Source organism: Amycolatopsis mediterranei, from assembly GCF_026017845.1.
Lineage (GTDB): Bacteria > Actinomycetota > Actinomycetes > Mycobacteriales > Pseudonocardiaceae > Amycolatopsis > Amycolatopsis mediterranei.
Genome location: NZ_CP100416.1, coordinates 5,859,727 through 5,884,905, shown reverse-complemented (window position 1 = coordinate 5,884,905; position 25,179 = coordinate 5,859,727). Strand labels below are relative to the sequence as shown.

Sequence of the window (25,179 nt, the reverse complement as noted above, 5' to 3'; positions counted from 1 at the left end):
CGCTGTCCGCTACGAAGCCACCATCCACATCGCAGCCATCGACGAATGGCTCTGACCGACTTCGATACAGGCCCTAGTGGCAAGTCGCCGAGGGCATCGGCGATGCGGTCGGCATCGGTCTCGGTGAGCTGGGGACGACGCGAGCGCAGCAAATCGACCGACTCGGCGCGGGCGAACTCCCGCACCGGCAGCGCGGCGCCGACGTCGGTCCAGTTGGGGTTGCGGGACGTGATGATGACGTGTCCGTTGCCGTCGGGTAGCAATGGCCGCAGCGCGGTGGCGTCTTCGGCGTTGTCGAACACGAGCAGCCACCGGCTGCGTGTCTGCAGCGTGCCTCGTAGCCGAGCCAGTGCGATGGTTGGCGGGTCCTGGTCGGTGGCCAGGTCCAGGGCCTGGGCGAGTGCGGCCAAGCGTTCGGCGATGAGGGCCGGGTCCTCGGAGGGCACCCACCAGGCTAGGTCGTAGTCCTTGGCGTAGCGGTGGGCGTACTCGATCGCGGTCGTGGTTTTGCCGACCCCGCCCATCCCGTTCATCGCCTGCACCACCGCGGGCTGGCCCGAACACAACGCGGTGCGCAGACCAATCAGGAGGTCTTCGCGGCCGGTGAAGGTGAACGTGCGGGCGGGGATGTTCCAGATCCGGCCCGCGGGCATCGACAGTTGCTTGGGGCGGGCGAGATCGGTCAACGCCTGCAGCAGCTCGGTTTCCAGCTGGTCGGGTGAGGACACCGTGGTCACGGTGACGCCGCTGTCGTGGAGCCGTTGCCGGAACGCTTCCTGCCGGGCCCCGTAGCGCAAATCCCGGAACAACGCTGGCGGCCCTGCGGTGTCCTCGGCCAGCAGAAACACCAACCGCGGCAGGCCGGTGTCCGTGGCGGTCTGGAACTCCTGCTCGGTGTAGGAGACCTCTGGGCGGTCCCGAACCGGCGTGCCGTAGCAGAAGCCCGCGATGAGGACATAGACGTCGGCCTCGGCCAGCTGCTCGCGGTCGACCTGCTCCGGTGTGACATCTCGGGCGGTGAAGTAGGCCATGTCCGCCACCGCGTCCCCGGCCCGCGCCACTGCCGCCTCCGCCGCCGCCACAAATGACCGCGGCTCCGGCAGCTCTCGCAGCTCGCTGGTGTGGCTAAGAAACACCCGCCGTGCCGACGGCTTCTTCGCTTGCGCCGGCCATAGTGCACCCCATGCGGGCCGTTCGTGCACGTGCAGGACGTTGCGGTAGTTGTTAATCAGATCGCGCCCCGCCTGCTGGATGACGCCATTCTCGGACGCCGTCGCCTCCTGGGCGATCCGGTCCGGATGCGTACCCACTTCCTGGGGAATCAGTGTGGTTGGGGAGGGTTGGTGATGTCGCGGCCGGCTTGCTGGATGATCGCGTTGTCCTTCGCTGTCGCGTGTTGCGTGATCGGTCCTGTCTGGGGCACTGGTTCGTTCGCGACTTCGACGGTCTGGCTGGTTGCCGGTGGTTTCGGCGGGGCGTCGGAAGGCTGCAGCCAGACGCTGACTCCAGCGCTGACCACCGTCAGAAGCCCCACCGCGACCCATGCCCACCAACTGTCCTTCACATCGGTTGCGACGTTAATCGCCACACCCAACCCCGACGTAACCACCGCCGCGCCCAGCGCCCATGCCCATCGACGACCTCGACCGCTCACAAGCTCTAGGTTCGTTCGTCGAGCAGTCAACGCAACCGGAACCCTGTTGCGATCACTCAAACGGACCAATGCCGGGTGGGTCGTGTGCCCTGACTACAGCGTTCAGCCTTCGTCAGGCAGCGCACACTCGTGGCTAGACACAGCGTCCGACCTGCGCAGACGCTGGTCTCACGACCGACTGGTCGAGACATAGGGGAATGCATTGGTCGTGGAAGGGGTTCGAGAACGGCGCTCCGGCACTCTATGGCGTCAATACTTGACGGAGAGTTGCAGCGTGGTCTCGCACTGACGGCAGCCGTGAGCCGCTGAGGTCGTGTGCCAGCGGCACTGGTCACCAGATCTCTGTGGGCACTGCGCTTTAGGGGAGCGCCGCCCCCACAGTGCCCCGTGCGCCTCTGAACACCGCAAATGCCGCTGGTGGACCATTCGGGGCTGCCACTTCGGGGCGTCCTCGGGGCGATGCGGCTTGCTATCGGGGCTCAGCACGTGTCGGCCGCCCGCGCACGGCGTGGGCTGGGCAGGCTATTGAGCCACGTGCCTCTGTCACGCCCAGCGTCGTATCTCGCCCTGGCGGGGGAGCCTGAGCGCTGAGGTTCACCCCGAACGGTGGACAGGGGCTTACGAGGGTTCAGGCGGCGGTGCGGAGTGACTGCTCGAAGTTGTCAGGACTGAGCATCCCGATCGAGGAGTGCCGCCGCACACTGTTGTAGAAACGAACCCAATTGTCAACTGCAGCAACGAGTTCCATCTTCGTGGCGTAGGCATGCCGGTAGTAGTGCTCGTGTTTGAACGTCGACCAGAACGACTCCGCCGGGCTGTTGTCCCAGCAGATCCCGGTCGCGCCCATCGACCGGCGCAGCCCGTGCCGGAAGCACGCTGTCGCGGTCAGGTGCGCCGTGTACTCCCCGCCGCGGTCGGAATGCAGAATCGTGCCACGACATCTGCCGCCACGGGCGGCCACCGCGTCGTCGATGGCGTCAGTGACCATCTCGGCGCCGATATGGTCGGAGATGCTGTAGCCCAGCACTTTCCGGGAGTGTCCGTCCCGGACCGCGCACAAGAACATCTCGCCCTCACCGCACGTCAGATACGTGATATCGGTCAGCCAGACCGCGTCCAGCTGGCCCCGATCGAAGTGCCGGTCGATCAGATCCGGCGGGAACGACGCAGCCGGATCGACCACCGTCGTCTTCACCTTGAACGTGCGCGGGCTGATGCCCTCCAGCCCGATCGAGGCCATGATCTTGGCGACCGTCTTTGCCGTGACCACCTCGCCCTGATCACGCAGCTCGGCGGTGATCCGCGGCGACCCATAGGTCCCCCTGGAGTCCTGGTGCGCCTCGGTGATCTTCACCTCGAGATCGGCCCGACGCTGCTGCCGCGGCGTCAACACCGTCGCCGCAGCGCGTTTGGCATGCGCGTAGTACCCGGCCCTCGACACGTCCAGCAGCCGCGCCATCCGCCGGACCGAGAACCGCGTGCCCTCGGGCGAGGTGGCGCCGACGGTCCCGGCGATGTCATCGGGGCCGGCGTACTTGGCCATCAGAGCGAACCGGGCCGGTTCTTCTGCATCGCGGCAAAGTACGCCGAAGCTTTTACCAGGAACGCGTTGTCCTTCTCCAGCTCGGCCACCTGCCCGCGCAGGCGCAGCAGCTCAGCCCGCTCGGCCGCCTCCAGGGGTTTGTCCCCGTGGACCTCGGCTGCGGTGATCCGGCGTCGTTCGTCTTTGACCCAGACGCTCAACATGCCCGGATCGAGACCCAGCTCGCGGGCAACCTCAGAGATCGTCCGGCCGGAATCGATCACGCGGTGAGCAGCCTCGACCTTGTACTCGGCCGTATACGACCGGCGCTTGCGAGGAGGCATGAGGACATCCTTTCAGCAGAACAGCTGGTCCTGCTAACTCGGTGTCCACTACCCGGGGTGAACCTCAGGTGGCCCTCCGGCTGCACAGGATCCACCAGGACAGGGCCAGGGAGCGGGCGAATGAGCGCCACCGCCGCGGCAAGGGCAAGAAGTGGGCGGATCTCGGTCTGGTGTTCGCGTCGGAGGTCGGCACGGAGCTGGACCCGCACAACGTCCGCCGAATGTTCCGGAAGGTCGTGAAGGCGGCCGGCCTGGAGCCGGAGGAGTGGACGCCGCGAGAGATGCGGCACAGCTTCGTGTCGCTGCTGTCGGACGCCAAGGTGCCAATCGAGGACATCGCGCGGCTCTGCGGGCACAGTGGCACCGCAGTCACCGAACGGGTCTACCGGCACCAGATCAGGCCGGTGATGGTGGAGGCTGCGACCGCGATGGACGAGATCGTGGGACGGAGGACCCGGGACCGGTAGTCAGGCAAGGCCCCGGAACGCCTCCCGCCGGCGATTATGGGCAGGGCAAGGTAGGGCAACGCAAAGGGCTCGTGAGCTGCGGTTATGCTGCTCACGGGCCCTGCAGGTGTGTCCGTCGGGCTGACAGGATTTGAACCTGCGACCCGTTGCTCTAATTCGGTTGTCATCGGACCTGCGAACTGGGCGTCGAGATGCCCGTTGGCCAGGGCATGTCCGGGGCGTCGTTGGCTATCGTTGGTCGTTCCTCGGTAGTGCGGTGTGGCATGGATGTGACACGGGTGGAGCTTGACCTCCGAGGGGCCGGCTGCAACACCGCTTTTGTGGATCATGTCTGCCATCGATCGTCGACCGTGATCGACATGTGTCGCCACCTGGCCACTTGCCCACGCTAGCTGGTCGGAGGCTGCTGTCGCTTGTGGTCGGTTCGCGACCATTGGCGAGGGTAAAGCGTGGGTGCGGGACAGCTGTCGGCGATGTGTGCCGTGCTGGTCTGACTGAGCGATGTCAGCGACGGATGTTCGGTGTTCGGTCACGACAAAACGCCGAACACCTCGCGTCGGGCAACGTCAACGTCGATGGTGTGGATGCGCAGGACCTGCTCGGCGAGCATGGCGAGGTTCGTGGCCGTGCCGATGTGCGGGACGAGTGGCCGAACTCATCCCCGTCGAAGTGGCTGAGGTCGTCTTCGTGGGCAGGGTGCAGCCTTGTCTTCACCACGTCTCATAGAAATGATAATTATGCATGAGATTGGATGGAAATCTGCTATTTGAATACGCTCAGGGTCACAGGTTGACCCACCACGGCCATTGTGCCAGCCGAAGGATCTTCGACAGCTACCGAGCCGGGTTTTCCTGGCCCCGGCACTTGTTTCAATTGGCTTACTGTAAATCCTAAGCGATTGAGCTCGGATATGGCGTCGGCCGCATCACGTGATACCACGTTGGGCATGGGCCTTAGAATTTGTTCGCCAATTGGTGGAAGGTTACGCGAAAAGATGCCAATGGCAAAGGCGGTGACTATGACGGTTGTCATCGCGACTGCTATGATCGCCGTAAGATATTGCCATCGCCTACTTCCTGTGTATCTGGACGACGTCCGCTCCCCTTTGTCCGCAACGAGTGAAGCTCCGGCCACGTGGGCGTCGACCAGGACATCTCCTCTGCCGTTGACTAGCAGGTGTATTAAAATAATCTCTCGGGGGTTCAGTAGAAGGCCTGGAACGGTAACTGTCCGATTATCCAATGTTTGCGGGCTAATCTCGTGGCCACTAGCTTGAATACGCGCCGATATAAGCTGGTCCTGCTTTGTGCATTGTACTGCTATTGGCGAGGAAAAGTCTTCTGGTCGGATTTCAACCTTCCCCGAGTTGCGGACTTCGATCATCAGAATTCGTGGGTCACTTAGATCTTGATCATCGAATCTAACCGATAGAGTCCCCCACTGGCTTCCGTGCACCCGCGCGCCGATATCCTGGTCAGCGACCGTGGTGTAAGATAGGCGTTTCGGCCGCGTATTTTTGACGTATACGAAGATTGCGAATCCAAGGGCGAGGAGTCCTACTATTGGGCTCAACTTGGTAATCAGGTCCATGTTGCGAAAAGTCGCTACGCGGGGAGCACCCGTTACATGCACGGTTCTCAGTGTCGGCGGTTGACTCAGCGGCAGCTTCGGAAGCCATCTCGGAGACCTGCCCGTCCGGCGAGGACATTCTCTTCTTCTTGAGCTGCGGCCCTCGGTGCAGCCGCCGGCCGGTCGCGTGGGTGCCGGAGGCGGGCCCCGCGCGTGCCGGCCGATAGCGGCGCGGCCCCGGAGGGGCCGCCTTGAACAAGTAGAGAAACTTTGAACACGCCCAAGCCTGTGATGGCCGAGGCGCGACTCCGTGATGGACGGCTCGTGGAGCGGCGGTCTCGGGAGCGATAGTCAGGCAGGTAGTCAGGCAAGGCTCGAAACGGCCCGTGCGGGTGATCACGGGGAGGAATAAGGCTGACTTACACAAAGGGCCCGTGAGCTGCGGTTATGCTGCTCACGGGCCCTGCAGGTGTGTCCGTCGGGCTGACAGGATTTGAACCTGCGACCCCTTGACCCCCAGTCAAGTGCGCTACCAAACTGCGCCACAGCCCGGACCCGCACTCGCTGAGTGCGTGAGAAGTACTCTAGCGCGTCCTCCGGACAGCCCTGCAACCAGGGTCCCCGGTCCTCCTGACCTGCGGAAACACGCCGACAGAACCGGACCCCGCGATCAACCCGGGTTGGTTGGGTCAGGGTCTGTCACGCCACGGACAGGCTGTTCAAGCCCGCCGGTCGTTGGTGCTCCGTCAACGTCCATGTGTTAGTCATCGGGGTGCCCATGCACGTCTTCAGCGTGTTGAAGCCCGGGGCCGGGGCCGAGGTTCAGATGCCCCGAACGCAGCCAGGAGGGCACCGCGAGCCCAGCCAGTGTGCGGAGCGGGGGACCAGTACCAAGTGTTCAGCCCACTGAACAGCCATGTCCAGCGGGCTGAACGAAACCTCAGCCGAGCCCGGAGGTCACCGCGTTCATCAGCACTCCGGTGTCGCCCGACATCTCCCATACCATCACGCCGAGCAAGCCGCGGGACTTGAGCCAGGTGGTCTTCAACCCGATCGACCAGGCATCGTCGAATGTCCACCACTGGCCGCCGTTGCCCGTGTAGCACGAGGTTGCGACCGCCGCCGTGTCGTGGTGGACCGTGCAGCCCGGTACGGCCGCCACCAGGTTCGCGTACCCGCGGGTGCCCGCTTCCTCGGGGAACTGGCCCGGCGCCGCGCCCGTCGCCGACTGCCACTCGCCGCTCTTTCCGCCGTCGGCGACGCCCTGCCAGCCGCGGCCGTAGAACGCCAGGCCGAGCGTCAGCCGCCGGGGGTCGACGCCCGCGTTCGTGTACGCGTTGATCGCGCTTTCTGCACTGAAGTGGAAGTTGTACGGGTCGTCGGCGTCGGCGTACAGATTGCCTTGGTGGCCCGTGCGGTTCGGCTCCCACGAATTGTCGCTGCCCGACCCGTGGAAGTCATAACCCTGCACGTTCGCGACGTCCAAGTAGTTGAACATCTTGGAAACGTCCCAGCCCGCGGCGACCTTCGCCGGGTCCGCCGGGGTGAATGCGTGCAGCTGGTACCGCTTGCCGGTGGTCGCGCCGTAAGCGTCCAGCTGCGCGCGGAACTCCGCCATCAGCGCCGTCAGGTTGGCCTTGTCGTTCGGGCTCCAGTGGTTGCCCGGGTGGCCGTCGGCGCTGGCGGGCCACTCCCAGTCGAGGTCGATCCCGTCGAAGATGCCGGCCGCGGTGCCCGGCCCGCCCGCGCCGCCGTAGGGCGCGATGTTGCCCTTGAGCCACGTGTCCACACAGGACGAGACGAACTTCTTGCGTGACGCGTCGGTGGCCGCGACATCGGAGAAGTACTTCGAATACGTCCAGCCGCCGAGCGAAACCAGCACCTTCAGGTTCGGGTGCTTTGCCTTGAGCTTTTTGAGCTGGTTGAAGTTGCCGCGCAACGACTCCCAGCCGGTGTCGGCCACACCGTCGACGGACTGCGCCGCCGCGAACGGCCGTGAGTAGTCGGCCTCGGCGTCACCGGCGCCGTCGCCCTGGCTGGGGTCCTGCGGGTTGGCCGTGGTGCCCTTGGTAACCCCGGACAGGCAGGTCAGGTTCACCGGATCGATGTTCTCGAACGCGTACAGCAGGTGCGTCAGCTTCGCCGCCGCCCCCGAAGTCTCCAGGTTCTTCACGAAGTACTGGCGTCCGTAGATGCCCCACTGGACGAAGTACCCGACCTTCGCGTAACCCGAGACGATGTCGCCGGTCCGTGCGGTCACCGGGGCGCTCGGCGCCGACACGTTGTCGTAGCCGTCGCGGGCGCGCACCGTGAACGTGTACGAAGTGGACGGTGCCAGCCCGGTCACCACCGCCGACGTCGTGGTCACCGTCGTGGCCAAAGTGGACCCGCGATAGACGTCGTAGCCGATCACGCCCGTGTTGTCGGTCGAGGCCGTCCACGTCAGGGAGACGCTGCCCGCATCGGCGGCCGTCGAGCGCAGCCCGCTCGGCGCGGACGGTGGCTGCGTGTCATCGGACGGGCTGTTGGTGGTCACCGCGAGCGCCGCGCTCGCCGGAGAGGCGTTCCCCTTGGCGTCCTTCGCTTTCACCGTGAACGAGTAGGCCGTGCCCGGAGCGAGCCCGGAAACCGTGGCGCTCGTCCCGGTCACCGACGCGACCGGCGAAGTCCCCTGGTAGACGTCGTACCCGGTGACCGGAAGCGAACCGGCGGCCGACGCGGTCCACGCCAGCGCGACCGTCTTGGTCGTCTTCGCGACCAGGCGCAGGTTCGCCGGCGCGCCCGGCGGGGTGTCCGGTGAACCGTCGCAGTTGGCGTTGTCGACGCGGCACTGCGTCGGCGTCGCCGCGGCGCTGAGCCGGAAAGCCGGGCTGTACGGGTAGGTGTTCCGGCCCGGCGCCAGCGTCGCGATGTAGTAGGCGGGGGTCAGCGTGACCTGGGTGCCGTTCTGGGTCACCGTGCCGTTTTCCCCGGTCGAAGCGGTGACGCCGGCGGGCAGCGTGAAGGTGATCGCCCAGTTGCTCACCGACGCGGTTCCGGTGTTGGCGACGGTGTAGGTGCCGGTGGTGCCGCTCATCGCCAGGGTGGCGGTCAGCGAACCGGCAGCGGCGGCGGGTGGCGCGAGCGCCGCGGTGCCGCCGAGTGCGATGAGCAAGGCGGCGAGTGCGGAGCGTAGTCGTGCAGGGGTGCGTCTCATGGCGGTTCTCCAAGCGGCACGAGGCGAGATTCGATGTGGTCTAGACCACATCGAATGTAACCCGGTGCGGGGAGAACCGCGCACGCCCGAACGGCGGCAACCCGTGTCCGAACGGACGGTTAACGCCCCGAGAAGGTCGCTTTCCCCGGTCCGTCGGCGAGGAACGACTTCACCGCGTTGCGGAGGTCCTCGGTTTCGAAGAGCTCGGCCGCGATCGTCGTGATGTGCGCGTTCGCCTCGGGGACGCCGCCGGCCGAGAAGTGGTCGAGGACGCGCTTGGTCGCCGCGTGGGCGCGGGTCGGGCCTTCGGCCAGCCGGCGGGCGAAGGACCGCGCGGCCTCGTCGAAGCCCTCGTCCGGCAGGACGCGGTTGACGACGTTCCAGCGCTCCAGCGTCGCGGCGTCGTAGGTGTCGCCGGTCATCACGAACTCCTTGGCGCGCCCGACGCCGGCCCGCGCGGCGAGCCGCTGGGTGCCGCCCATGGTCGGCGTCAGGCCCACGACCTTCTCGACCAGGCCGAACTTCGCGCGGTCGGCGGCGAGGATGAGGTCGCAGGCCACGGCCACCTCGAACGCCCAGGTCAGGCACAGGCCGTGCGCGGCGAACACGGTCGGGAACGGCAGCGCCGCGATCCGGTCCGGCACCGCGAGCATCTCGTCGAAGAGCACCTTCGCCTCGGCGGGGGAGCCCTGGGCGTCGAACAGCGAGACGTCGACGCCGCCGCTGACGATCTTGCCTTCGGTGCGGATCAGCAGCGCCCGCGCGGGTTCGGCCTCCAGCTCGCCGATCGCCGAGGAAAGCGAGGACTGCAGCGAAGCCGTGTACAGGTTCAACGGCGGAGCGTCGACGGTCAGGACGGCGAGCCCGCCGTCACGATCGAGGCGGACCTGCTCAGTCATGCTCACCCTGCTTCTTCGGCTTCGACGATGTCGTCCCAATACTGCTGGGCCTCGGGGCGCCAGTCGACGTGTTTGTGATGGAACAGTTCCGCCGCTTTCGTCCCGCTCCACTTCGCCGGGAGCAGCTCGGCAGGCAGCTGCGGGTCGAGGAACGGGAACCGCCGCCACTCGTGGACCAGCTCGGTCTGCGCGCGCAGCACCGCGCGGCCGCCGGTCGGGTGCAGGCCGGTGAAGCGGTCGATGAAGTCCTCGTAGCGGTCTTTCAGCTCGGTCAGGTCCCACGACCGGGCGACCATGGACTCCTGCTCGCCGACCTCGCCGTAGGCGGCCGTGAACGACATCGCCTGCGCCTCCAGGCCCAGGTCATTGACGATCTGCTGGGCCTCCCGCTGGCGGGACAGGTCCGGGCTGACCCACACCCCGGCGACCGGCGAGCCGAAGCCCGCCCAGGTCAAGCGGGTGCGCAGCCGGTGCCGGAGGTCGCGCTTGGCCTCCGGCACGGAGACGATCAGCATCAGCCACTGCCCGTTCCAGCGGCGCTGCTCGCGGCCGAACGCGTAGATCCGGTCGGCGCCCTCGGTCAGCAGGCGGCGCCCCGGCGGGGTCAGCGACCAGCGCACGCGGCGCCCGACGCGCTCGGAGACCACCCAACCCTCGGCGGCGGAGCGGGCCAGCGCCTGCCGTGCGGACTTCTCCTCGATGTCGAGGATCCCCAGCACCTCGACGAGCATCGACGTCCAGACCGGTTTGTCCCGGGGCAGCGCGTATTCGCCGAGGACGGTCATCAGCAGCGACCGCGCGCTGGCGTGACTGACCTCGCGACGCCTGCTCACCGTGGGCCGGGGCGCGGACGATCGGCCTTCCCTCGGCTTCGGCCTGCGGCCGAGGGTGACCGGGGGAGCGGGCTCGCCCATGCTGTTCACCGACCTCACTGCGCTGCGGGACTGACAACCGAACAGGGTACCCACACTGAGTGATCAAAGCGCCACGGGACACACACAGCCGGTGGTTTGACCTTGATCTGACCGTTCAGCAGGAGGTCGTAGACTCGGCTACCTCATGAGCGCAACTCTCGTCGCGAAGGACCTGGCCGCCGGCCACGGTGACCGCACCCTCTTCTCCGGCCTCGATCTCGTCGTCGCGCCCGGGGACGTCGTCGGCCTGGTCGGGGTCAACGGCGCCGGCAAGTCGACCCTCCTGCGGACCCTCGCCGGGCTCGCGAAGCCGGACAGCGGCGAGGTCCGGCTGAACCCGCCGGCCGCGACCGTCGGGCACCTGCCCCAGGAGCCGGAGCGCCGCGAAGGCGAGTCGGTGCGGGCCTTCCTGGCGCGGCGCACCGGCGTCTCGGCGGCGCAGGCCGACCTCGACGAGGCGACCGAGGCGCTCACCGCGGGCTCGGCGGGCGCGGACGACCAGTATGCGGCGGCGCTCGACCGGTGGCTCGCCCTCGGCGGCGCCGACCTCGACGACCGGGCCGCCGAAGTGGCCGCGGACCTCGGCCTGGCCGTGGACCTGGACCAGCCGATGACATCGCTCTCGGGCGGCCAGGCGGCGCGCGCGGGGCTCGCTTCGCTGCTGCTGAGCCGCTACGACGTCTTCCTGCTCGACGAGCCGACGAACGACCTCGACCTGGACGGCCTGGCCCGGCTGGAGCGGTTCGTCTCGGGGCTGCGCGCGGCGACCGTGCTGGTCAGCCACGACCGTGAGTTCCTGGCCAGGACCGTCGACCGCGTCGTCGAGCTGGACCTGGCCCAGCAGCAGGTGAACGTCTACGGCGGCGGGTACGAGGCGTACCTCGAGGAGCGCGAAGTCGCCCGGCGGCACGCGCGCGAGGACTACGAGGAGTTCGCCGACACGAAGGCGTCGCTCGAGGCGCGCGGGCGGATGCAGCGGGCGTGGATGGAGAAGGGTGTCAAGAACGCCCGCCGGAAGCAGCCCGACAACGACAAGGCGGCGCGCAAGTTCCGCTCCGAGGCCACCGAGAAGCAGGCGTCGAAGGCGCGGCAGACTGACCGGATGATCGAGCGGCTGGAGGTCGTCGAGGAGCCGCGCAAGGAGTGGGAGCTGCGGATGGAGATCGCCGCGGCCCCGCGGGCGGGCGCGGTGGTCGCGACTTCGCGTGGTGCGGTGGTGCGGCGGGGCGGGTTCACGCTCGGGCCGGTCGACCTGCAGATCGACTGGGCGGACAAGGTCGCGATCACCGGGGCGAACGGGTCGGGCAAGTCGACTTTGCTGGCCGCGCTGCTGGGCCGGGTGCCCCTGGACTCGGGCGCCACCACGCTGGGCCCGGGGGTCGTGGTCGGCGAGGTCGACCAGGCGCGGCGGCTGTTCCTGGGTGACGTCCCGCTCTTTTCGGCGTTTGCTCGTGAGGTGCCGGAGCTGGCGGATGCGGAGGTGCGGACGCTGCTGGCGAAGTACGGCTTGAAGGCCGCGCACGTGTTGCGTTCCGCGGCGACGCTCTCGCCGGGGGAGCGGACGCGGGCGGCGCTGGCTCTGCTGCAGGCGCGGGGGGTGAACCTGCTGGTGCTGGACGAGCCGACCAACCATCTCGATTTGCCGGCGATCGAGCAGCTGGAGGCGGCGCTGGACAAGTACCCGGGGACGCTGCTGCTGGTGACGCATGATCGGCGGATGCTTGATGCGGTGCAGGTGACGCGCCGGTTGGTGGTCGATGGCGGGAAGGTCAGTGAGCTGTGACCTGCGCTGGGGTGGGTCTCGCCCCTCGCCCCTCGACTCCGCGGCCCCTCGGCGGTTGGTGAGCGGTGCTCTCGCTTTGGAGCACCGGGTGAAGCATTGTTGTGAGCAGTGCTCTCGACGGTGAGCGCTGCTCGCAGTAAGTTGTGAGCAGCGCCCTCAACCATGAGCGGTGCCGCTGTTCGGTGAGTGAGCAGTGCTCTCGCTTTGGAGCGGCGGGTTGAGAATGGTTGTGAGCAGTGCTCTTGCTGGTGAGCGCTGCACGCAGTGGGGTGAGAGCGGTGCTCTCGAGTCTGAGCGCTGCACGCTGTTAATGCGAGAGCGGCGCTCTCGCACCGGAGCGCCTCCCGCAGTCGCGCGTGAGCAGTGCTCTCGAATGCGAGCGCTGGCCGCGCAAGTCGAGTGAGCAGTGCTCTCGCAGGAGAGCGCCGCTCACCCCTTCGTCGCTCCGCCGGTCAAGCCCTTCACGAACTGCTTCTGCAACGCCAGATAAAAGATCAACACCGGCAGCGTCGCCAGGAACATCAGCGCGAACACGCTTCCCAGATCCGCCTGGTACTGGCCGATCGACCGGTAGATACCCGTCGTGATCGTGGTTCCCTGGCTGGGGCCCAGGATGATCAGCGGGTCGATGAAGTCGTTCCAGATCCAGACGCCCAAGAAGATCAACACCGAGGCCGTCGCCGGGCGCAGCAACGGGAACACCACTCGCCAGAACACCTGCATCCGGCTCGCACCGTCGAGCAGGGCCGCCTCCTCCAGCTCCACCGGCACGCCGCGGATGAACCCCGTGAACACGAACACCCCGAACGGCACGTAGTACCCCACGTTGAACAGGATCAGCCCCTGCAGGGTCGCCATCAAATGCGTCACGCGCAGGACGTCGGTGATCGGGATCAGGATGACCTGCGGCGGGATCATCAACCCGGCCAGCAGGACCAACGTGAGCACCTTCGTCCACCGCTTGCCCGAGCGCGCCAAGTAGTGGCCGAGCATCGCCGAAAGCACCGTCAGGACCAGGATCGACAGCACCGTCACCACGATGCTGTTGGTCAGGCTGACCCAGAACAACCCGTCGGGCCGGGTCAGCACCGCGTGGATGTTCGCCAACGTCGGCGGCAGCGGGAGCGACGCCGGCTCCTTCGCGATCAGCTCACCGCGCTTGAACACGTTGGCCAGCACCAGGTACAGGGGCACGAAGAAGACCGCACCGACCAGCAAGGCCACCGCGGGGCGCACCGAAAATCGGGTCACAGGTCCACCTCCCGGCGGCGGAGGAAGTTCAGCACCACCGTCGTCACCAGTGCCACGATCACCAGCATCAGCACGGCCATCGCGGACGCGTACCCGACGTGGTTCGAATCGAACCCCGTCTGCAGGACGTCGAACGCGATCGTCGCCGTGGCGCCGGAACCCGGGCCGCCGTTGGTGATCACCTTGACGTAGTCGTAGGTCTTGAACGCTGAAATCAGCAGCACCACCGTGTTGATCGTCAGCGACGGTGCCAGCAGCGGCCACGTCACCGCGCGGAACCGGCGCAACGGCCCCGCGCCGTCGATCTCCGCCGCCTCCAGCAGCTCCGGCGGCACCCCCTGCAGCCCGGCCAGGTAGACCACGACGCAGAACCCGAGCATCTGCCAGCACACGATCGACGCGACCGAGTACAACGCCACGTCCGGATCGGACAGCCAGCCCGGCGGGTGCGAGACACCCAGGTCACGCAGCAGGCTGTTGAGCGGCCCGCGGTCGTCGAGCAAGCGGGACCAGACGATCGACACCACGACCGAGCTGAGGATCACCGGGGTGAAGAACACGCTCCGCAAAGCGTTGTACAGCCACCCCTTCCGGTCCAGCAGCAGCGCCACGCCGAGGCCCAGGACGTTGGGCACGATCACCACGATCAGCGTCAGGATCGTGGTGACCTGCAGCGCGGTGAGAAACTGCGAGTCGGTGAACAGCAGCCGGTAGTTGTCGAAGCCGACGAACTTCACCGGCGGGTGGAACGGGTTGTAGTTCGTCAGGCTGTAGCCGAAGCTGATCAGGATCGGCGCCATCACGAAACACAGGTACACGAGCACGCCCGGCGCGCCGAACGACGCGAAGTGCGCCAGCCGAGGCAGGACCGGCCGGCGTCGGCGGCGACGCCGGACGACCGTGCTGGGCGGGGCAGGGGGAGCGGCGACGGCGGTCAAGGACGTCAGCCCGCCTTCGCCCATTCGGTGTCCAGGAACGCGCACGCGTCGGCCACCGGCTTGCGGCCGGTGATGACGTCCTGGGCGGCCTGGTCGACCTTGTCCTTCATCCCGGGCAGCAGCCCGTCGTCGGCGGTCTCCCAGCGGAACGCGTGCACCACGGCGTTCTGCTGCACCGCCTGCGTGTACAGGTCGTAGCCGGCCTTGAACGTCGCCCCGACGTCGGGCGGCGGCGTGTAGCCCTTGATCGCCGGGAACAGGCCGTCGGCCTTCACCGACGCGTCCAGCTGGTCCTTGTCGAGCTGGAAGCCGAGGGCGAATTTCCGCGCCGCGTCGAGGTTGGTGGCCTTGGCGTTGACGATCATGCCGCCGCCGGTGTAAGCGGGGACGACGAGTTTGCCGTCCTCGGTGGGGAAGTTGAAGACGCCGACCTCGAAGTCGTGCTTCTTCGAGTCGGCGTTGGCGGAGAACCAGTTGCCCATCGGGTACATCGCGCTCTGGCCGTCGAGGAACGCCTGCTCGGTCGCCGCGTAGTCGCGCGACACGCTGGTCTTGTCCACGTACCCCTTCGCCGCGAGGTCGGCGAGCTTCGCGAACGCGTGCTGGAACGCGGGATCGGCGAACTTCACCTTGTCCTGACGGCGCTGGGTGAGCCAGTCCGGCATCGTGTTGTAGACCTCGGTGCTGACCAGCCCGGAGAGGATCATCGACGACGGGAAGCCGTCCTTGCCGCCGCCGATGGTGAACGGCGCGTAGCCCTTGTCCTTGAGCTTGCCGGCGTCGGTGACGAGTTCGTCCCACGTCTTCGGCGGCGCCGCGATGCCCGCGTCGGCGAACATCTTCTTGTTGTAGTAGATCGGCGGGATGGTCTGGGTGTTCGCCGGCAGCTGGTAGTACTTGCCGTTGACCGGGTTGGCCTGCGGGAACTGGAAGTCCTTCAGCTCCTCGGGTGTCCACGCGTAGAGGTTGCCCGCTTCGGCGAAGCCGGCCGAGTCGACGGCGATCATCACGTCGGGGAACTGGCCGGACTGCAGGAGCTGCTTCGCGTACGACGTCCGGCCGTCGGCGGTCGGCGCGACGAGTTTCTTGACCTTGATGCCCGGGTTCTTGTCCGTGACGCGCTTGATGGCGGCGTCCCAGTAGGCCGGGGTGAGGTTCGGGGTTTCGAACGTCAGGAAGGTGATCTCCGCGTCGCCGCCCCCGCCGGTGTTCGACCCGACCGAGCACGCGCTCACCGCCAGGAGCACCGCTGCTCCCAGCGCCAGGAACCTTCTCATGACCGCCGCCTTCCGTCACCCACCATATGTGATGTACGAGGCATTCGATCGGACGTTTACCGCAGTGTCAAGCGTCGAATTCGGTCGAAATTCCGGCCGATGGCCGGATAGATCAGATCTTTACCCGGTTGAGGCGGACGACTCTGCTGGCGAAGTCGCCGGTCGGGAGGCCGGGCGGCAGTCCGCGGGCGAGGAGCACGGCGCCGCTGTGCGTGGTCCCGGCATCCGGATCCAGGTACCGGTGAGCGGGATCGAGGCCGGCCAGCCGCAGGGGCCGCTCCGGCGCGCCGAAGTGCGCGGCCTGCCGGTAGGCGAACACGACCGCGCGATCGCCGTGCACGTACTGGACCGCGGTGACGCCGTCGTCGACCGGCGGCCGGAGCCGGTACAGCGCGCCGTGCTGCACGACCGGCCGGATGTCCTTGTAGAGCGCCACGAGATCGCGGGCCGCCGCGAGGTCGCCGGCGGGCCAGTGCACGATGTCGCCGCCGAGGCCGAGCACGCCGGCCATGGCGACGTGGAACCGGAACTCGAGCGGCACCGAGCGGGCCGTCACGAAATTGGGGTTGTCGGTGACCCAGGCCGACATCGCGCGGGCGGGGTAGAGCTGGCCGTACCCGTGCTGGATCCGCAGCCGGTCGAGCGTGTCGGTGTTGTCGGAGGTCCAGACCTGGTCGGCGCGGGCGAGCACGCCGAGGTCGATCCGCCCGCCACCGCCCGCGCAGGCCTCGATCCGCAGGCCGGGGTGGTCCGCGCGCAGCCGGTCGAGCAGCGCGTACACCGCGTGGGTGTGCTCGACCCACAGCCGGTCCTGGTCGCTTTCGCCGGGCCAGCCCGCTTCGCTGAACGGCCGGTTCATGTCCCACTTGAGGAAGTCGACGCCGTGCTCGCCGACGAGCCGGTCGAGCCATTCGTGCGCCCACGCGGCGACGTCCGGGCGAGCGAAGTTGAGCACCAGCTGCCGCCGCAATTCCGAGCGGCGCCGGTGCGGGTGGTGCAGCACCCAGTCCGGATGGGTGCGGTAGAGATCGCTGTCGGGGTTGACCATCTCGGGCTCGACCCAGATGCCGAACCGCATGCCGAGCCCGTGCACCGCGTCGACCAGCGGCTTGAGCCCGTCGGGGAAGCGCTCCCGGTTGACCTGCCAGTCGCCGAGGCCGGCGTGGTCGCCGGTGCGCGCGCCGAACCAGCCGTCGTCCATCACGAACAGCTCGACGCCGAGCGCCGCCGCCCGCTCGGCGAGCGCGCGCTGCCCCGCCTCGGTGACGTCGAATCCGGTGGCCTCCCACGAGTTGTAGAGCACCGGACGCAGTTCGCCCGGGTGCGGCAGGACGTGCGCGAGGACGTAGGCGTGCCACGCGCGGCTCGCCGCGCCGAACCCGCCGTCGGTGTAGAGCCCGGCGGAAACCGGGGTGGTCAGCGGACGGCCCGGCCCGACGCGGTGGACGACGCCGTCCTGGCCGAAACCCCCGCTGACCGTCAGCCGTCCGGTCGACGAACGGGTGGTGGTCAGGCGCCACGACCCGCTCCAGGCCAGCACGACGCCGTAGACCTCGCCGTGGCGTTCGGTCGCCGTGCCGTCGTCGACCATCACCCACGGATTGGCGTGGTGGCCGGTGATTCCGCGACGGCTCCCGAAGCCGGTTTCGCCGTGCGGGGCGCTCGCGCGGTGCAACTGCGTCTCCGCCGCCCAGCGACCGGTGACGTGGCTGAGCCGGTAGTCCTCGAAGAGCGGCAACGCCCAGGTGGCCGAGTCGGCCCGGACGACCTCGACGTCGGTGTCGGCGCTCAGCTCGGTCCAGCGTTCGAGGACCGCGCCGCGCAGCCGGTAGTGCAGGGTGATCCGCAGCGGGTAGTGCCGGTCCGCGAAGAACAGCCGCAGGTGCCCGGCGGTGATCTCGTGGCGTTCGTACCGCCATTCGAGGGCGCGGGTCCCGTCGGCGAACCGGACCTGCAGAGCCGGTGTCCAGTACCGGGTGCCGCCGTCGGCGGCGAGTTCGGCGAGTCCCTCGTTCGGGTCGTTGAAGCCGTCCCACCAGGGAAGCGTTTTCGCGGACAGCTCGACGACTTCGGCGTCGGACAGCGGGGGTCCCCAGTGGACGTGGGTCGGGACGTCGTCTTCGTCCAGCCGCAGCGCGTAGGTGCTCGAGTCGCCGGTGAGCACCCAGGTGCGGTGTTCTTCGAGGAAGCTGATCCCGGCCATGCGGGACATCCTGCTCACCGGCGTGGCCGCCGCCAAGGGATGTCCCGCTCACCGGTCACCACCGAAATGTAACACCAGTGCTTCCTCAGCGTTATTCCCTGCGGCTGTTCGAGTGGCTTTCCAGGGGCGGTACTGGTTCTATCGGGTGGCGGTCGTAACAATGAGTGAGATCGGAAAGATTTGAGGGGTGGCGACGTGGCGGCGGCGCCGTCGTCAATGAGGGGAGCTCGCCGTGGTGGTCGACAGCATGTTGAAGAAAGAACAAGAGCGACCGGTGGTCCAGGTCGACTGTCCGTCCCTGCCCGATCTCATCGAGGCCAGGAAAAAGGGGCCGTCGGAGTTCGCGAAGACGCGAGAGGCGTACGAGCGCAGCCAGGGAAAGATCTTGGAGGAGTACTACGCGCTCAACTTCCCGGCGGCTATCTTGCTCGTCCGCGCGAAGGAGCAGAATGGGGCGGACGGCGGCGCGGAGCGGAACGTCCTCAAAATGAGGCTGTACTACGACGCGTTCGAGAGCACGCCGGACGTCGACGACGTCTTCCGGTCGGCTCGCCGGGTCGAGCGGAAGTACTCGGTGCTGTTGGAGGGGAAGACGCAGGAGATCCTGGCACGCGGCATCTACACCACGGCCGTCGTCCTCCTGGGCGTGCTCGACGCGATGGTGGGTTCGCCGGACAAGCCCAAGCGGATGCCCGTCGCGGCCGCGTCGGCCCAGAAGGAGATTCGCCAGATCGAGCAGAACGCGCGTGACGCCGCCCTGGACCGCGCGCTTGTCCGCTATCTCGGTGGTCTCGCCGCGGGTTTCGTCTTGGCTGTCGCCGGCGTGATCGTCCTGAAGTTCGTGCCGATGAAGGCGGAAATCGGCGCCAAGCTGATCACCTGCCTGATGGCCGGTGCCATCGGCGCGATTCTGAGCGTCATGATCCGCACGGCCCACCGGCAGAAATTGAGTGTGAGCCTCGCCCAGGGGCCGTTCGTGGTCTTTCTGTCCGGGGTCTTCCGGCTGATCATCGGCGCCGTGTTCGGCGCGGCGATGTTCGTGCTCGTCAGCGCCGGACTGGTGCCGATCGCGGTGCCCGATTCAGCGGAAAAGGTCAATTTCTTCTTCGCCGGGCTCGCTTTCCTCGCCGGGTTCAGCGAACGCTGGGCGCAAGACACGATCGTCCGCACCTTGCCCGGCGCCGCGGACCAGAACGCGGTCGTGCCGGCGCGGGGCAAGGACGGCTGAGCGCTCACGGGCGGTCGGTGAGGTACCCGCCCATCGTCTTGAAGTACTCGTGCGCGGGCAGCTCGGTTCCGTCGGCGGTGCGGACGCGCTCGACGAGCAGGCCGGGGGACTGCCCGCGGCGGGCGTCCGGCCCGGCGACGACCACCACGCCGTCGCCCTCGCGGATGAAGATCCGGCCCGGCGTGCCGCCGTAGTTCCCCTGGGACACCGACGCCTTCGTGATCCGCAGCTCCTCGCCGCGGTGGTAGGCGAACGCGTTCGGGTACGGGTCCGACAGCGCGCGCACGAACCGCTCGAGGTCGGCGGGCGGCAGGGTCCAGTCGATCAGGCTGTCGCGCCGGGCCCGCTTGTGGAAGAAGCTGGCCTTCGCCCGGTCCTGCGGCACCGGCGTGTAGCCGGTCTCGATCAGGGCGATGGCTTCGGCGGTGATCGGCGCGATGAGGTCGACCGTGCGGTGGAAGAGGTCGGTCGTGGTGTCCGCCGGCCCGACCGGGATCGCGCGCTGCAGCACGATGTCGCCGGCGTCGAGCTCGCCGTCCATCATGTGGGCGGTGACGCCGACCTCGGGCTCGCCGTTGATCATCGCCCAGATGAGCGGGGAGAAGCCCGCGTAGGCCGGCAGCAGCGAGTCGTGGATGTTCAGGGTGCCGTGGCGCGGCAGCGCGAAGATCTCCGGCGGGAGCCAGGTGCGCCAGTTGTTCGCCACGATCAGGTCGAGGTCGGCGGCCTTGAGCTCGGCCAGCAGTTCGGCGTCGTCGGGGCGGTTGCGCAGGAGAACCGGGATGTCGTGCGCGGCGGCGAGGTCGGCGACCGAGTCGGCCCAGATCCGCTCGTAGGCGTGGTCGCTCTTCGGGTGCGTGACCACGAGGGCGATCTCGTGGCCGGCGTCGATGAGTGCCTGCAGGGTCCGGTGCCCCCAGGTCTGGTAGCCGAACATCGCCACGCGCATTCGAGAGTGCCTTTCGTGATCGGGGACGAACATCACCCTGAACGTACTAGGCGAGGCTCACCTAAGTTAGGTTAGGGTTCCCTGAACCGTACCGGAGCGCGCGAGGGAGCAACATGACTGCAGAGGTCCCGATCCACGACATCGTCGGCGTGGGCTTCGGGCCGTCGAACCTGGCCCTCGCGATCGCCCTCGCCGAACACAACGCGGGCGCCGGGGCGCCGGTGACCGCGCACTTCCTCGAGCGGCAGCCGCGCTTCGGCTGGCACCGCGGGATGCTGATCGACACCGCGACCATGCAGGTGTCGTTCCTCAAGGACCTGGTCACCCTGCGGAACCCGACCAGTGAGTTCAGCTTCCTCAACTACCTGCACGCGGCCGGGCGGCTGGTGGACTTCATCAACCACAAGAACCTCTTCCCGCTGCGCGTGGAGTTCCACGACTACTTCGAGTGGGCGGCCGCCAAGGTCGACGACGTCGTCTCCTACGGCACCGAAGTCGTCTCGGTGACGCCGGTGTACGACGGTTCCGGAGTCGCGTACTTCGACGTCCGGGCCTCGGACGGCTCCTGCCTGCGCGCCCGGAACCTGGTGATGGGCACGGGTCTGCGGCCGCAGTTGCCCGAGGGCGTCACCGCCGGGGCCCGGATCTGGCACAACAGCGAACTGCTGTTCCGCGTGGACGCGCTGCGCGGTACCGACCCGAAGCGGTTCGTCGTGGTCGGGGCCGGGCAGAGCGCGGCCGAGGTCGCCGCGTTGCTGCACGAGGAGTTCCCCCGCGCCGAGGTGTGCGCGGTGTTCGCCCGCTACGGCTACAGCCCGGCCGACGACAGCTCGTTCGCCAACCGCATCTTCGACCCGGACGCCGTCGACCAGTTCTACCGCGCGGGCGAGCCGGTGAAGGACCGGCTGATGCGCTACCACGGCGCCACGAACTACTCGGCCGTCGACGTCGACCTGATCGACGAGCTCTACCGGCGGGTCTACCGCGAGAAGGTGCTGGGCGTGGAACGGTTGCGGCTGTTCAACGTCTCGCGCCCGGTCGAGGTGACCGGCACCGGAACGGTGACGATCGAGTCCCTGACGACGGGCGAGCGCACGGTCCTGGACGCCGACGCGGTCGTCTACGCCACGGGTTACCGGCCCGCGGACCCGACGCCGCTGCTCGGCGAACTGGGCCCGCGGTGCCTGCGTGACGAAGAAGGCCGGCTCCGCGTCGAGCGCGACTACCGGCTGGTGACCGAATTCCCGTTGCGCGGCGGGATCTACCTGCAGGGCGGCACCGAGCACACGCACGGCATCACGTCGTCGCTGCTGTCGAACACCGCCGTGCGGGTGGGGGAGATCCTGCAGTCCGTCGTGGACCGCCGGGTGGTCGCGGAGCCGGCCGGGGAGTTCGCGGTCAGCGCGCGGTGAGCTGCTCCCGGAGGATGTCGCCGTGGCCGGTGTGGCGGGCGAGCTCCTCGATCAGGAACAGGTAGACGAAGCGGAGGGTGACCTCGCCGACGACCGGGTGCGTCCAGCGGTCGTCGAGCGAGAAACCCGCCGCGATCTCGCGTGAGCGCGCGCTGGTCCGTTCGTACTCGGCGATCACGTCGTCGACCGTTTCTTCTTCGGTGACCACGAAACTGGGGTCCCCGGGGGTCGAAGGCCCGTCGATCTCGGCCTCGTCGAGCCCGGCGATCAGCCACTGGAACCAGCGGCGCTCGGCGACGGCGGCGTGTTTCACCAGGGCGATCGGCGTGGTCAGGGACGGCACCAGCCGGCGCCGGGCGTCCGCTTCCGACAGGCCGCGCGCGTTCTCGACGAGCGCGAGGCGGCCGCGGTCGAGCATCGCCTCCAGCAGCTCGCGTTCGGGGCCGGTGGTCTTTTCGGGCAGCGCGTACACGGCAGTCAGCTTCCTTGGTGGGGGATTCGGCCGGATCGGTCCTCCGAGACGGTGAGGACGGCCGGCACCCAGGATAGCGCTAGTGCACCGGGGCCGGGTGGTGCCGGCTGATCGGGATGACCATCGGCGTCCCGCTCACCGGGTCCGGGGTGACCTGGCAGCGGACGTCGAAGACCTCCTCGACCAGGCTCTCGGTGATCACCGACGCCGGCTCGCCGGAAGCCACCACGCGGCCCGCCTTCATCGCGATCACGTGGTCGGCGTACCGGCACGCCTGGGGGAGGTCGTGCAGCACCATCACCACGGTGCGGCCCTCGGCGCGGTTGAGGTCGACGACCAGGTCCAGCACGTCGATCTGGTGGGCCAGGTCCAGGTACGTCGTCGGCTCGTCGAGCAGCAGCACCGGCGTGCCCTGCGCGATCGCCATCGCGATCCACGCGCGCTGGCGCTGGCCGCCGGACAGCTCGTCCACCGGGCGGTCGGCGAGGTCCAGCAGCGAGGTGGCGTCCAGGGCCGCGCGGATCGCGCCTTCGTCCGATGTGGACCATTGGCGCCACCAGCGCTGGTGCGGAGCGCGGCCGCGGCCGACGAGGTCGGCCACCGTCATGCCCTCGGGGGCCACCGGGGACTGCGGCAGGATGCCGAGCCGCTGGGCGACCTGGCGGGTCGGCAGGTCGTGGATCGAACGGCCGTCCAGGTACACCCCGCCGGACTTCGGCGTCAGCAGCCGGGCCAGCGTGCGCAGCAGCGTCGACTTGCCGCACGCGTTCGGCCCGACGATCGCGGTGATCTTGCCGGCCGGGATGTCGAGGTCGAGGCCGTCGATGACGACCCGGTCGTCGTAGGCGACGCGCAGGTCCCGCACGCGCAGGGACGGTGTCATCTTCTCAGCCTCCGGAGCCGGATCGGTTGGCCCTGGCCAGCAGCCAGAGCAGCAGCGGGGCGCCGAGCGCGCCGGTCACTATGCCGACCGGCAGCGGGGACGCGGTGAGGGTGCGGGCCAGGAGGTCGCTGCCCAGCACCACCACCGCGCCGGTGAGCGCGGACGCGATGAGCGGCGGGGATGGCCGGCGCGCCAGGCGTTGCGCGATCTGCGGCGCGGTCAGCGCGACGAACGAGATCGGGCCGGCGGACGCCGTCGCGAAGGCCACCAGCCCGGCGCCGGCCAGCAGCAGCCCCAGCCGGACCGGCTGCACCGGCGTGCCGAGCCCGGCCGCCACGTCGTCGCCGAGCTGCAGCGTGCGCATCCACCGCGACAGGGCCAGCACGAGCGGCAGCAGCACCGCCAGCGCGCCGGCCAGCGGGACGACGTGCTCCCAGCCGCGGTTGGCGAGGTTGCCGACCAGCCAGCCGATCGACGCCTGGGCTTCGGTGATCTGCGCGCGGCTGAGCAGGTAGTCGGTCAGGCTGGTGCACATCGCGAAGATGCCGATGCCCACCAGGATGATCCGGTAGCCGGTGGTGCCGCGCCGCCACGCCAGGACGTACACGAGCAGGCCGGTCAGCAGCCCGCCCAGCAGGCCGAGCGTGGTGGTGCCGAGGCCGCCGCCGAAGCCGAAGGAGATCCCGGCGACGACGGCGGTGGCCGCGCCCGCGTTGATGCCGATCAGGTCCGGGCCGGCCAGCGGGTTGCGCGTGATGGTCTGGAACACCGCGCCGGACGCGCCGAACGCGAGCCCGGCCAGCAGCCCGGTCAGCGCCCGCGGCAGCCGCAGCTCCTGCACGATGTAGCCGGTGCCGCTGTCGCCGCCGCCGAACACCGCGGACAGGACGTCGGACATGCTGAGCGGGACGTCGCCGATCGTCATGCCCACGCAAAACAACGCGAACGCCAGCACGGCGAGCACGAGCGAGACGGCCACCAGCCGGAGCCGGATCTGACCGGACACCGCGGGTTTCGCGAGGCGGAAGGTCACGCGGTCGCGCCGCACGTGCAGCAGGCTCATCAGGCTTCCACCAGCTTGCGGCGGCGGACCAGGTAGATGAAGAAAGGTGCGCCGAGGAAGGCGACGATCACGCCGGCGCGGACCTCGCCGGGCCGCGCCATGATCCGGCCGAGGATGTCCGCGGCGAGCAGCAGGCAGGGCGCGAGCACCGCGGTGTAGGGCAGCAGCCACCGGTGGTCCGGGCCGATGACGAACCGCACGGCGTGCGGGACGATCAGGCCGAGGAACACGATCGGGCCGGCGACCGCGACGGAAGCGCCGGTCAGGAGCGTGATGGCCAGCGCGCCGCGCAGCCGCAGCGGGCCCAGCCGCCGCCCGAGCGCGACCGCGACGTCGTCGCCGAGCGCGAGGCTGTTCAACGCGGGTCCGCTCGCGATCGCCAGCACCACGCCGACGAGCAGGAACGGCAGGACCCGCAGCAGCGATCCGCTGTCGACACCGGCGAGCGAACCGGCCGACCAGAACCGGAACCGGTTGAGCGCCACCGGGTCCGAGAGCACCATCGCGCTGGTGAACGAGCCGAGCAGGGCCGTGACGGCGGCTCCGGCGAGGGCGAGCTTGACCGGGCTCGAGCCGCTGCGGCCCCGGGTGCCGAGGAAGTAGACGACCGTGGTCGCGGCGAGCGCGCCGGCGAAGGCGAACCAGATGTAGCCGTAGAGGGAGCTCACGCCGAGCACGGTGATGGAGAAGACGATGGCGAACGCGGCCCCGGCGCTGACGCCGAGCAGTCCCGGGTCGGCCAGGGGGTTGCGGGTCAGCGCCTGCATGAGCGTGCCGGCCAGGCCGAGCGCGGCGCCGACCAGCACCGCCAGGAGGGTCCGCGGGATCCGGACACTGTGGATGATCACGGCGTCGGCGGAGCCGTCGTCGTGCCACAGGACCTGCCAGACGGCGCCGAACGCAATCTCCTTGGAGCCCAGCCAGACACTCAGCAGGCCGAGGAAAACCAGGACGCCGAGAGCGGCCAGCAGACCGAGCGCGCGGCCCGTGTGTGGCGGGCGTCGCTCGAGAGCGATCCCTCCGGGGTCTGTTCGCACCGCACCTCCGACTGGTACTGATTTAGGTAAGGCTAACCGATGGTACAGGAGTGCATCCCCACCATCCGTTTGTTAGGGTCACCTAACTTCGCGTCCCGGTCGGGGCGCCGTGAGCAGC

The 25,179-nt window shown here is 68.5% G+C and carries 21 protein-coding genes and 1 tRNA gene; 4 read left to right on the top strand and 18 right to left on the bottom strand.

Annotated features, from left to right (window positions below; translation table 11 throughout):
* The 4 genes from ISP_RS26315 to ISP_RS26300 all read right to left on the bottom strand — a co-directional run.
* Nucleotides 1-1,310, bottom strand: a 1,310-nt coding sequence (locus ISP_RS26315; RefSeq protein WP_265049859.1) for a DUF4062 domain-containing protein, incomplete at its 3' end; no start/stop codon positions are given.
* Nucleotides 1,311-1,321: 11 nt separating this feature from the next.
* Nucleotides 1,322-1,588, bottom strand: coding sequence for a hypothetical protein (locus ISP_RS26310; protein WP_141748480.1), 267 nt, complete (start codon nucleotides 1,586-1,588; stop codon nucleotides 1,322-1,324).
* Between the two features lie 694 nt (nucleotides 1,589-2,282).
* Nucleotides 2,283-3,197 (bottom strand): IS3 family transposase, encoded by a 915-nt coding sequence (locus ISP_RS26305; protein ID WP_013226879.1) that lies wholly within the window; start codon nucleotides 3,195-3,197, stop codon nucleotides 2,283-2,285.
* Entirely contained in the window at nucleotides 3,197-3,520 is a 324-nt protein-coding gene (locus ISP_RS26300; protein WP_013226878.1) for a transposase, read from the bottom strand. Before ISP_RS26300 ends, ISP_RS26305 begins: the two co-directional genes overlap by 1 nt.
* A gap of 68 nt (nucleotides 3,521-3,588) precedes the next feature.
* Here ISP_RS26300 and ISP_RS26295 point away from each other — a divergent pair, with 68 nt between their 5' ends.
* The gene (locus tag ISP_RS26295; RefSeq protein WP_013226877.1) at nucleotides 3,589-3,987 is read left to right on the top strand and encodes a tyrosine-type recombinase/integrase; all 399 of its coding nucleotides are present in this window, start codon (nucleotides 3,589-3,591) and stop codon (nucleotides 3,985-3,987) included.
* A gap of 762 nt (nucleotides 3,988-4,749) precedes the next feature.
* Here ISP_RS26295 and ISP_RS26290 read toward each other — a convergent pair.
* The 5 genes from ISP_RS26290 to ISP_RS26270 form a co-directional block, all read right to left on the bottom strand.
* Nucleotides 4,750-5,019: a PASTA domain-containing protein gene (locus ISP_RS26290; protein ID WP_158314397.1), complete on the bottom strand. Its 270-nt coding sequence runs from the start codon at nucleotides 5,017-5,019 to the stop codon at nucleotides 4,750-4,752.
* 1,015 nt (nucleotides 5,020-6,034) lie between these two features.
* Nucleotides 6,035-6,108: transfer RNA gene (locus ISP_RS26285), tRNA-Pro, on the bottom strand.
* 388 nt (nucleotides 6,109-6,496) lie between these two features.
* On the bottom strand, nucleotides 6,497-8,710 hold the full coding sequence (locus tag ISP_RS26280; protein ID WP_013226876.1) for a glycosyl hydrolase family 18 protein: 2,214 nt from the start codon (nucleotides 8,708-8,710) through the stop codon (nucleotides 6,497-6,499).
* 161 nt (nucleotides 8,711-8,871) lie between these two features.
* The gene (locus ISP_RS26275) at nucleotides 8,872-9,651 is read right to left on the bottom strand and encodes an enoyl-CoA hydratase/isomerase family protein (protein ID WP_034284646.1); all 780 of its coding nucleotides are present in this window, start codon (nucleotides 9,649-9,651) and stop codon (nucleotides 8,872-8,874) included.
* Between the two features lie 2 nt (nucleotides 9,652-9,653).
* Nucleotides 9,654-10,565, bottom strand: a complete 912-nt coding sequence (locus tag ISP_RS26270) for a PaaX family transcriptional regulator (RefSeq protein ID WP_071831584.1) — start codon at nucleotides 10,563-10,565, stop codon at nucleotides 9,654-9,656.
* A gap of 145 nt (nucleotides 10,566-10,710) precedes the next feature.
* Between ISP_RS26270 and ISP_RS26265 the strand changes: the two genes are divergently transcribed.
* The gene (locus ISP_RS26265; protein ID WP_013226873.1) at nucleotides 10,711-12,348 is read left to right on the top strand and encodes an ABC-F family ATP-binding cassette domain-containing protein; all 1,638 of its coding nucleotides are present in this window, start codon (nucleotides 10,711-10,713) and stop codon (nucleotides 12,346-12,348) included.
* Nucleotides 12,349-12,777: 429 nt separating this feature from the next.
* On the opposite strand, the gene ISP_RS26260 is transcribed toward ISP_RS26265, so the two are convergent.
* From ISP_RS26260 to ISP_RS26245, 4 genes are all read right to left on the bottom strand, one after another.
* Nucleotides 12,778-13,599 (bottom strand): carbohydrate ABC transporter permease, encoded by an 822-nt coding sequence (locus ISP_RS26260; protein ID WP_013226872.1) that lies wholly within the window; start codon nucleotides 13,597-13,599, stop codon nucleotides 12,778-12,780.
* Nucleotides 13,596-14,561, bottom strand: coding sequence for a carbohydrate ABC transporter permease (locus ISP_RS26255; protein WP_013226871.1), 966 nt, complete (start codon nucleotides 14,559-14,561; stop codon nucleotides 13,596-13,598). The genes ISP_RS26260 and ISP_RS26255 overlap by 4 nt, the downstream gene beginning before the upstream one ends.
* Nucleotides 14,543-15,814: an extracellular solute-binding protein gene (locus tag ISP_RS26250; RefSeq protein ID WP_013226870.1), complete on the bottom strand. Its 1,272-nt coding sequence runs from the start codon at nucleotides 15,812-15,814 to the stop codon at nucleotides 14,543-14,545. The genes ISP_RS26255 and ISP_RS26250 overlap by 19 nt, the downstream gene beginning before the upstream one ends.
* Before the next feature lie 112 nt (nucleotides 15,815-15,926).
* Nucleotides 15,927-18,017 carry an alpha-galactosidase gene (locus tag ISP_RS26245; protein ID WP_013226869.1) on the bottom strand — a complete coding sequence of 697 codons (2,091 nt, stop codon included), beginning with the start codon at nucleotides 18,015-18,017 and terminating at the stop codon, nucleotides 15,927-15,929.
* A gap of 232 nt (nucleotides 18,018-18,249) precedes the next feature.
* Here ISP_RS26245 and ISP_RS26240 point away from each other — a divergent pair, with 232 nt between their 5' ends.
* Nucleotides 18,250-19,245 carry a hypothetical protein gene (locus tag ISP_RS26240; RefSeq protein ID WP_013226868.1) on the top strand — a complete coding sequence of 332 codons (996 nt, stop codon included), beginning with the start codon at nucleotides 18,250-18,252 and terminating at the stop codon, nucleotides 19,243-19,245.
* Nucleotides 19,246-19,249: 4 nt separating this feature from the next.
* Here ISP_RS26240 and ISP_RS26235 read toward each other — a convergent pair whose 3' ends face one another.
* Nucleotides 19,250-20,194: a methionyl-tRNA formyltransferase gene (locus ISP_RS26235; RefSeq protein WP_013226867.1), complete on the bottom strand. Its 945-nt coding sequence runs from the start codon at nucleotides 20,192-20,194 to the stop codon at nucleotides 19,250-19,252.
* Between the two features lie 113 nt (nucleotides 20,195-20,307).
* Between ISP_RS26235 and ISP_RS26230 the strand changes: the two genes are divergently transcribed.
* A complete protein-coding gene (locus ISP_RS26230) occupies nucleotides 20,308-21,606 on the top strand; it encodes a lysine N(6)-hydroxylase/L-ornithine N(5)-oxygenase family protein (RefSeq protein WP_013226866.1) in 1,299 nt (432 codons plus the stop codon).
* Here the strand turns inward: ISP_RS26230 and ISP_RS26225 are convergent.
* The 4 genes from ISP_RS26225 to ISP_RS26210 all read right to left on the bottom strand — a co-directional run bounded on the left by ISP_RS26225 (nucleotide 21,593) and on the right by ISP_RS26210 (nucleotide 25,061).
* Nucleotides 21,593-22,078, bottom strand: a complete 486-nt coding sequence (locus ISP_RS26225; protein WP_013226865.1) for a DinB family protein — start codon at nucleotides 22,076-22,078, stop codon at nucleotides 21,593-21,595. The two genes, ISP_RS26230 and ISP_RS26225, sit on opposite strands and share 14 nt — an antisense overlap.
* Before the next feature lie 79 nt (nucleotides 22,079-22,157).
* Nucleotides 22,158-22,961 (bottom strand): ABC transporter ATP-binding protein, encoded by an 804-nt coding sequence (locus ISP_RS26220; protein ID WP_013226864.1) that lies wholly within the window; start codon nucleotides 22,959-22,961, stop codon nucleotides 22,158-22,160.
* A gap of 4 nt (nucleotides 22,962-22,965) precedes the next feature.
* A complete protein-coding gene (locus ISP_RS26215) occupies nucleotides 22,966-24,024 on the bottom strand; it encodes a FecCD family ABC transporter permease (protein WP_013226863.1) in 1,059 nt (352 codons plus the stop codon).
* Nucleotides 24,024-25,061 carry a FecCD family ABC transporter permease gene (locus tag ISP_RS26210; RefSeq protein ID WP_013226862.1) on the bottom strand — a complete coding sequence of 346 codons (1,038 nt, stop codon included), beginning with the start codon at nucleotides 25,059-25,061 and terminating at the stop codon, nucleotides 24,024-24,026. Before ISP_RS26210 ends, ISP_RS26215 begins: the two co-directional genes overlap by 1 nt.
* Nucleotides 25,062-25,179: the final 118 nt, after the last annotated feature.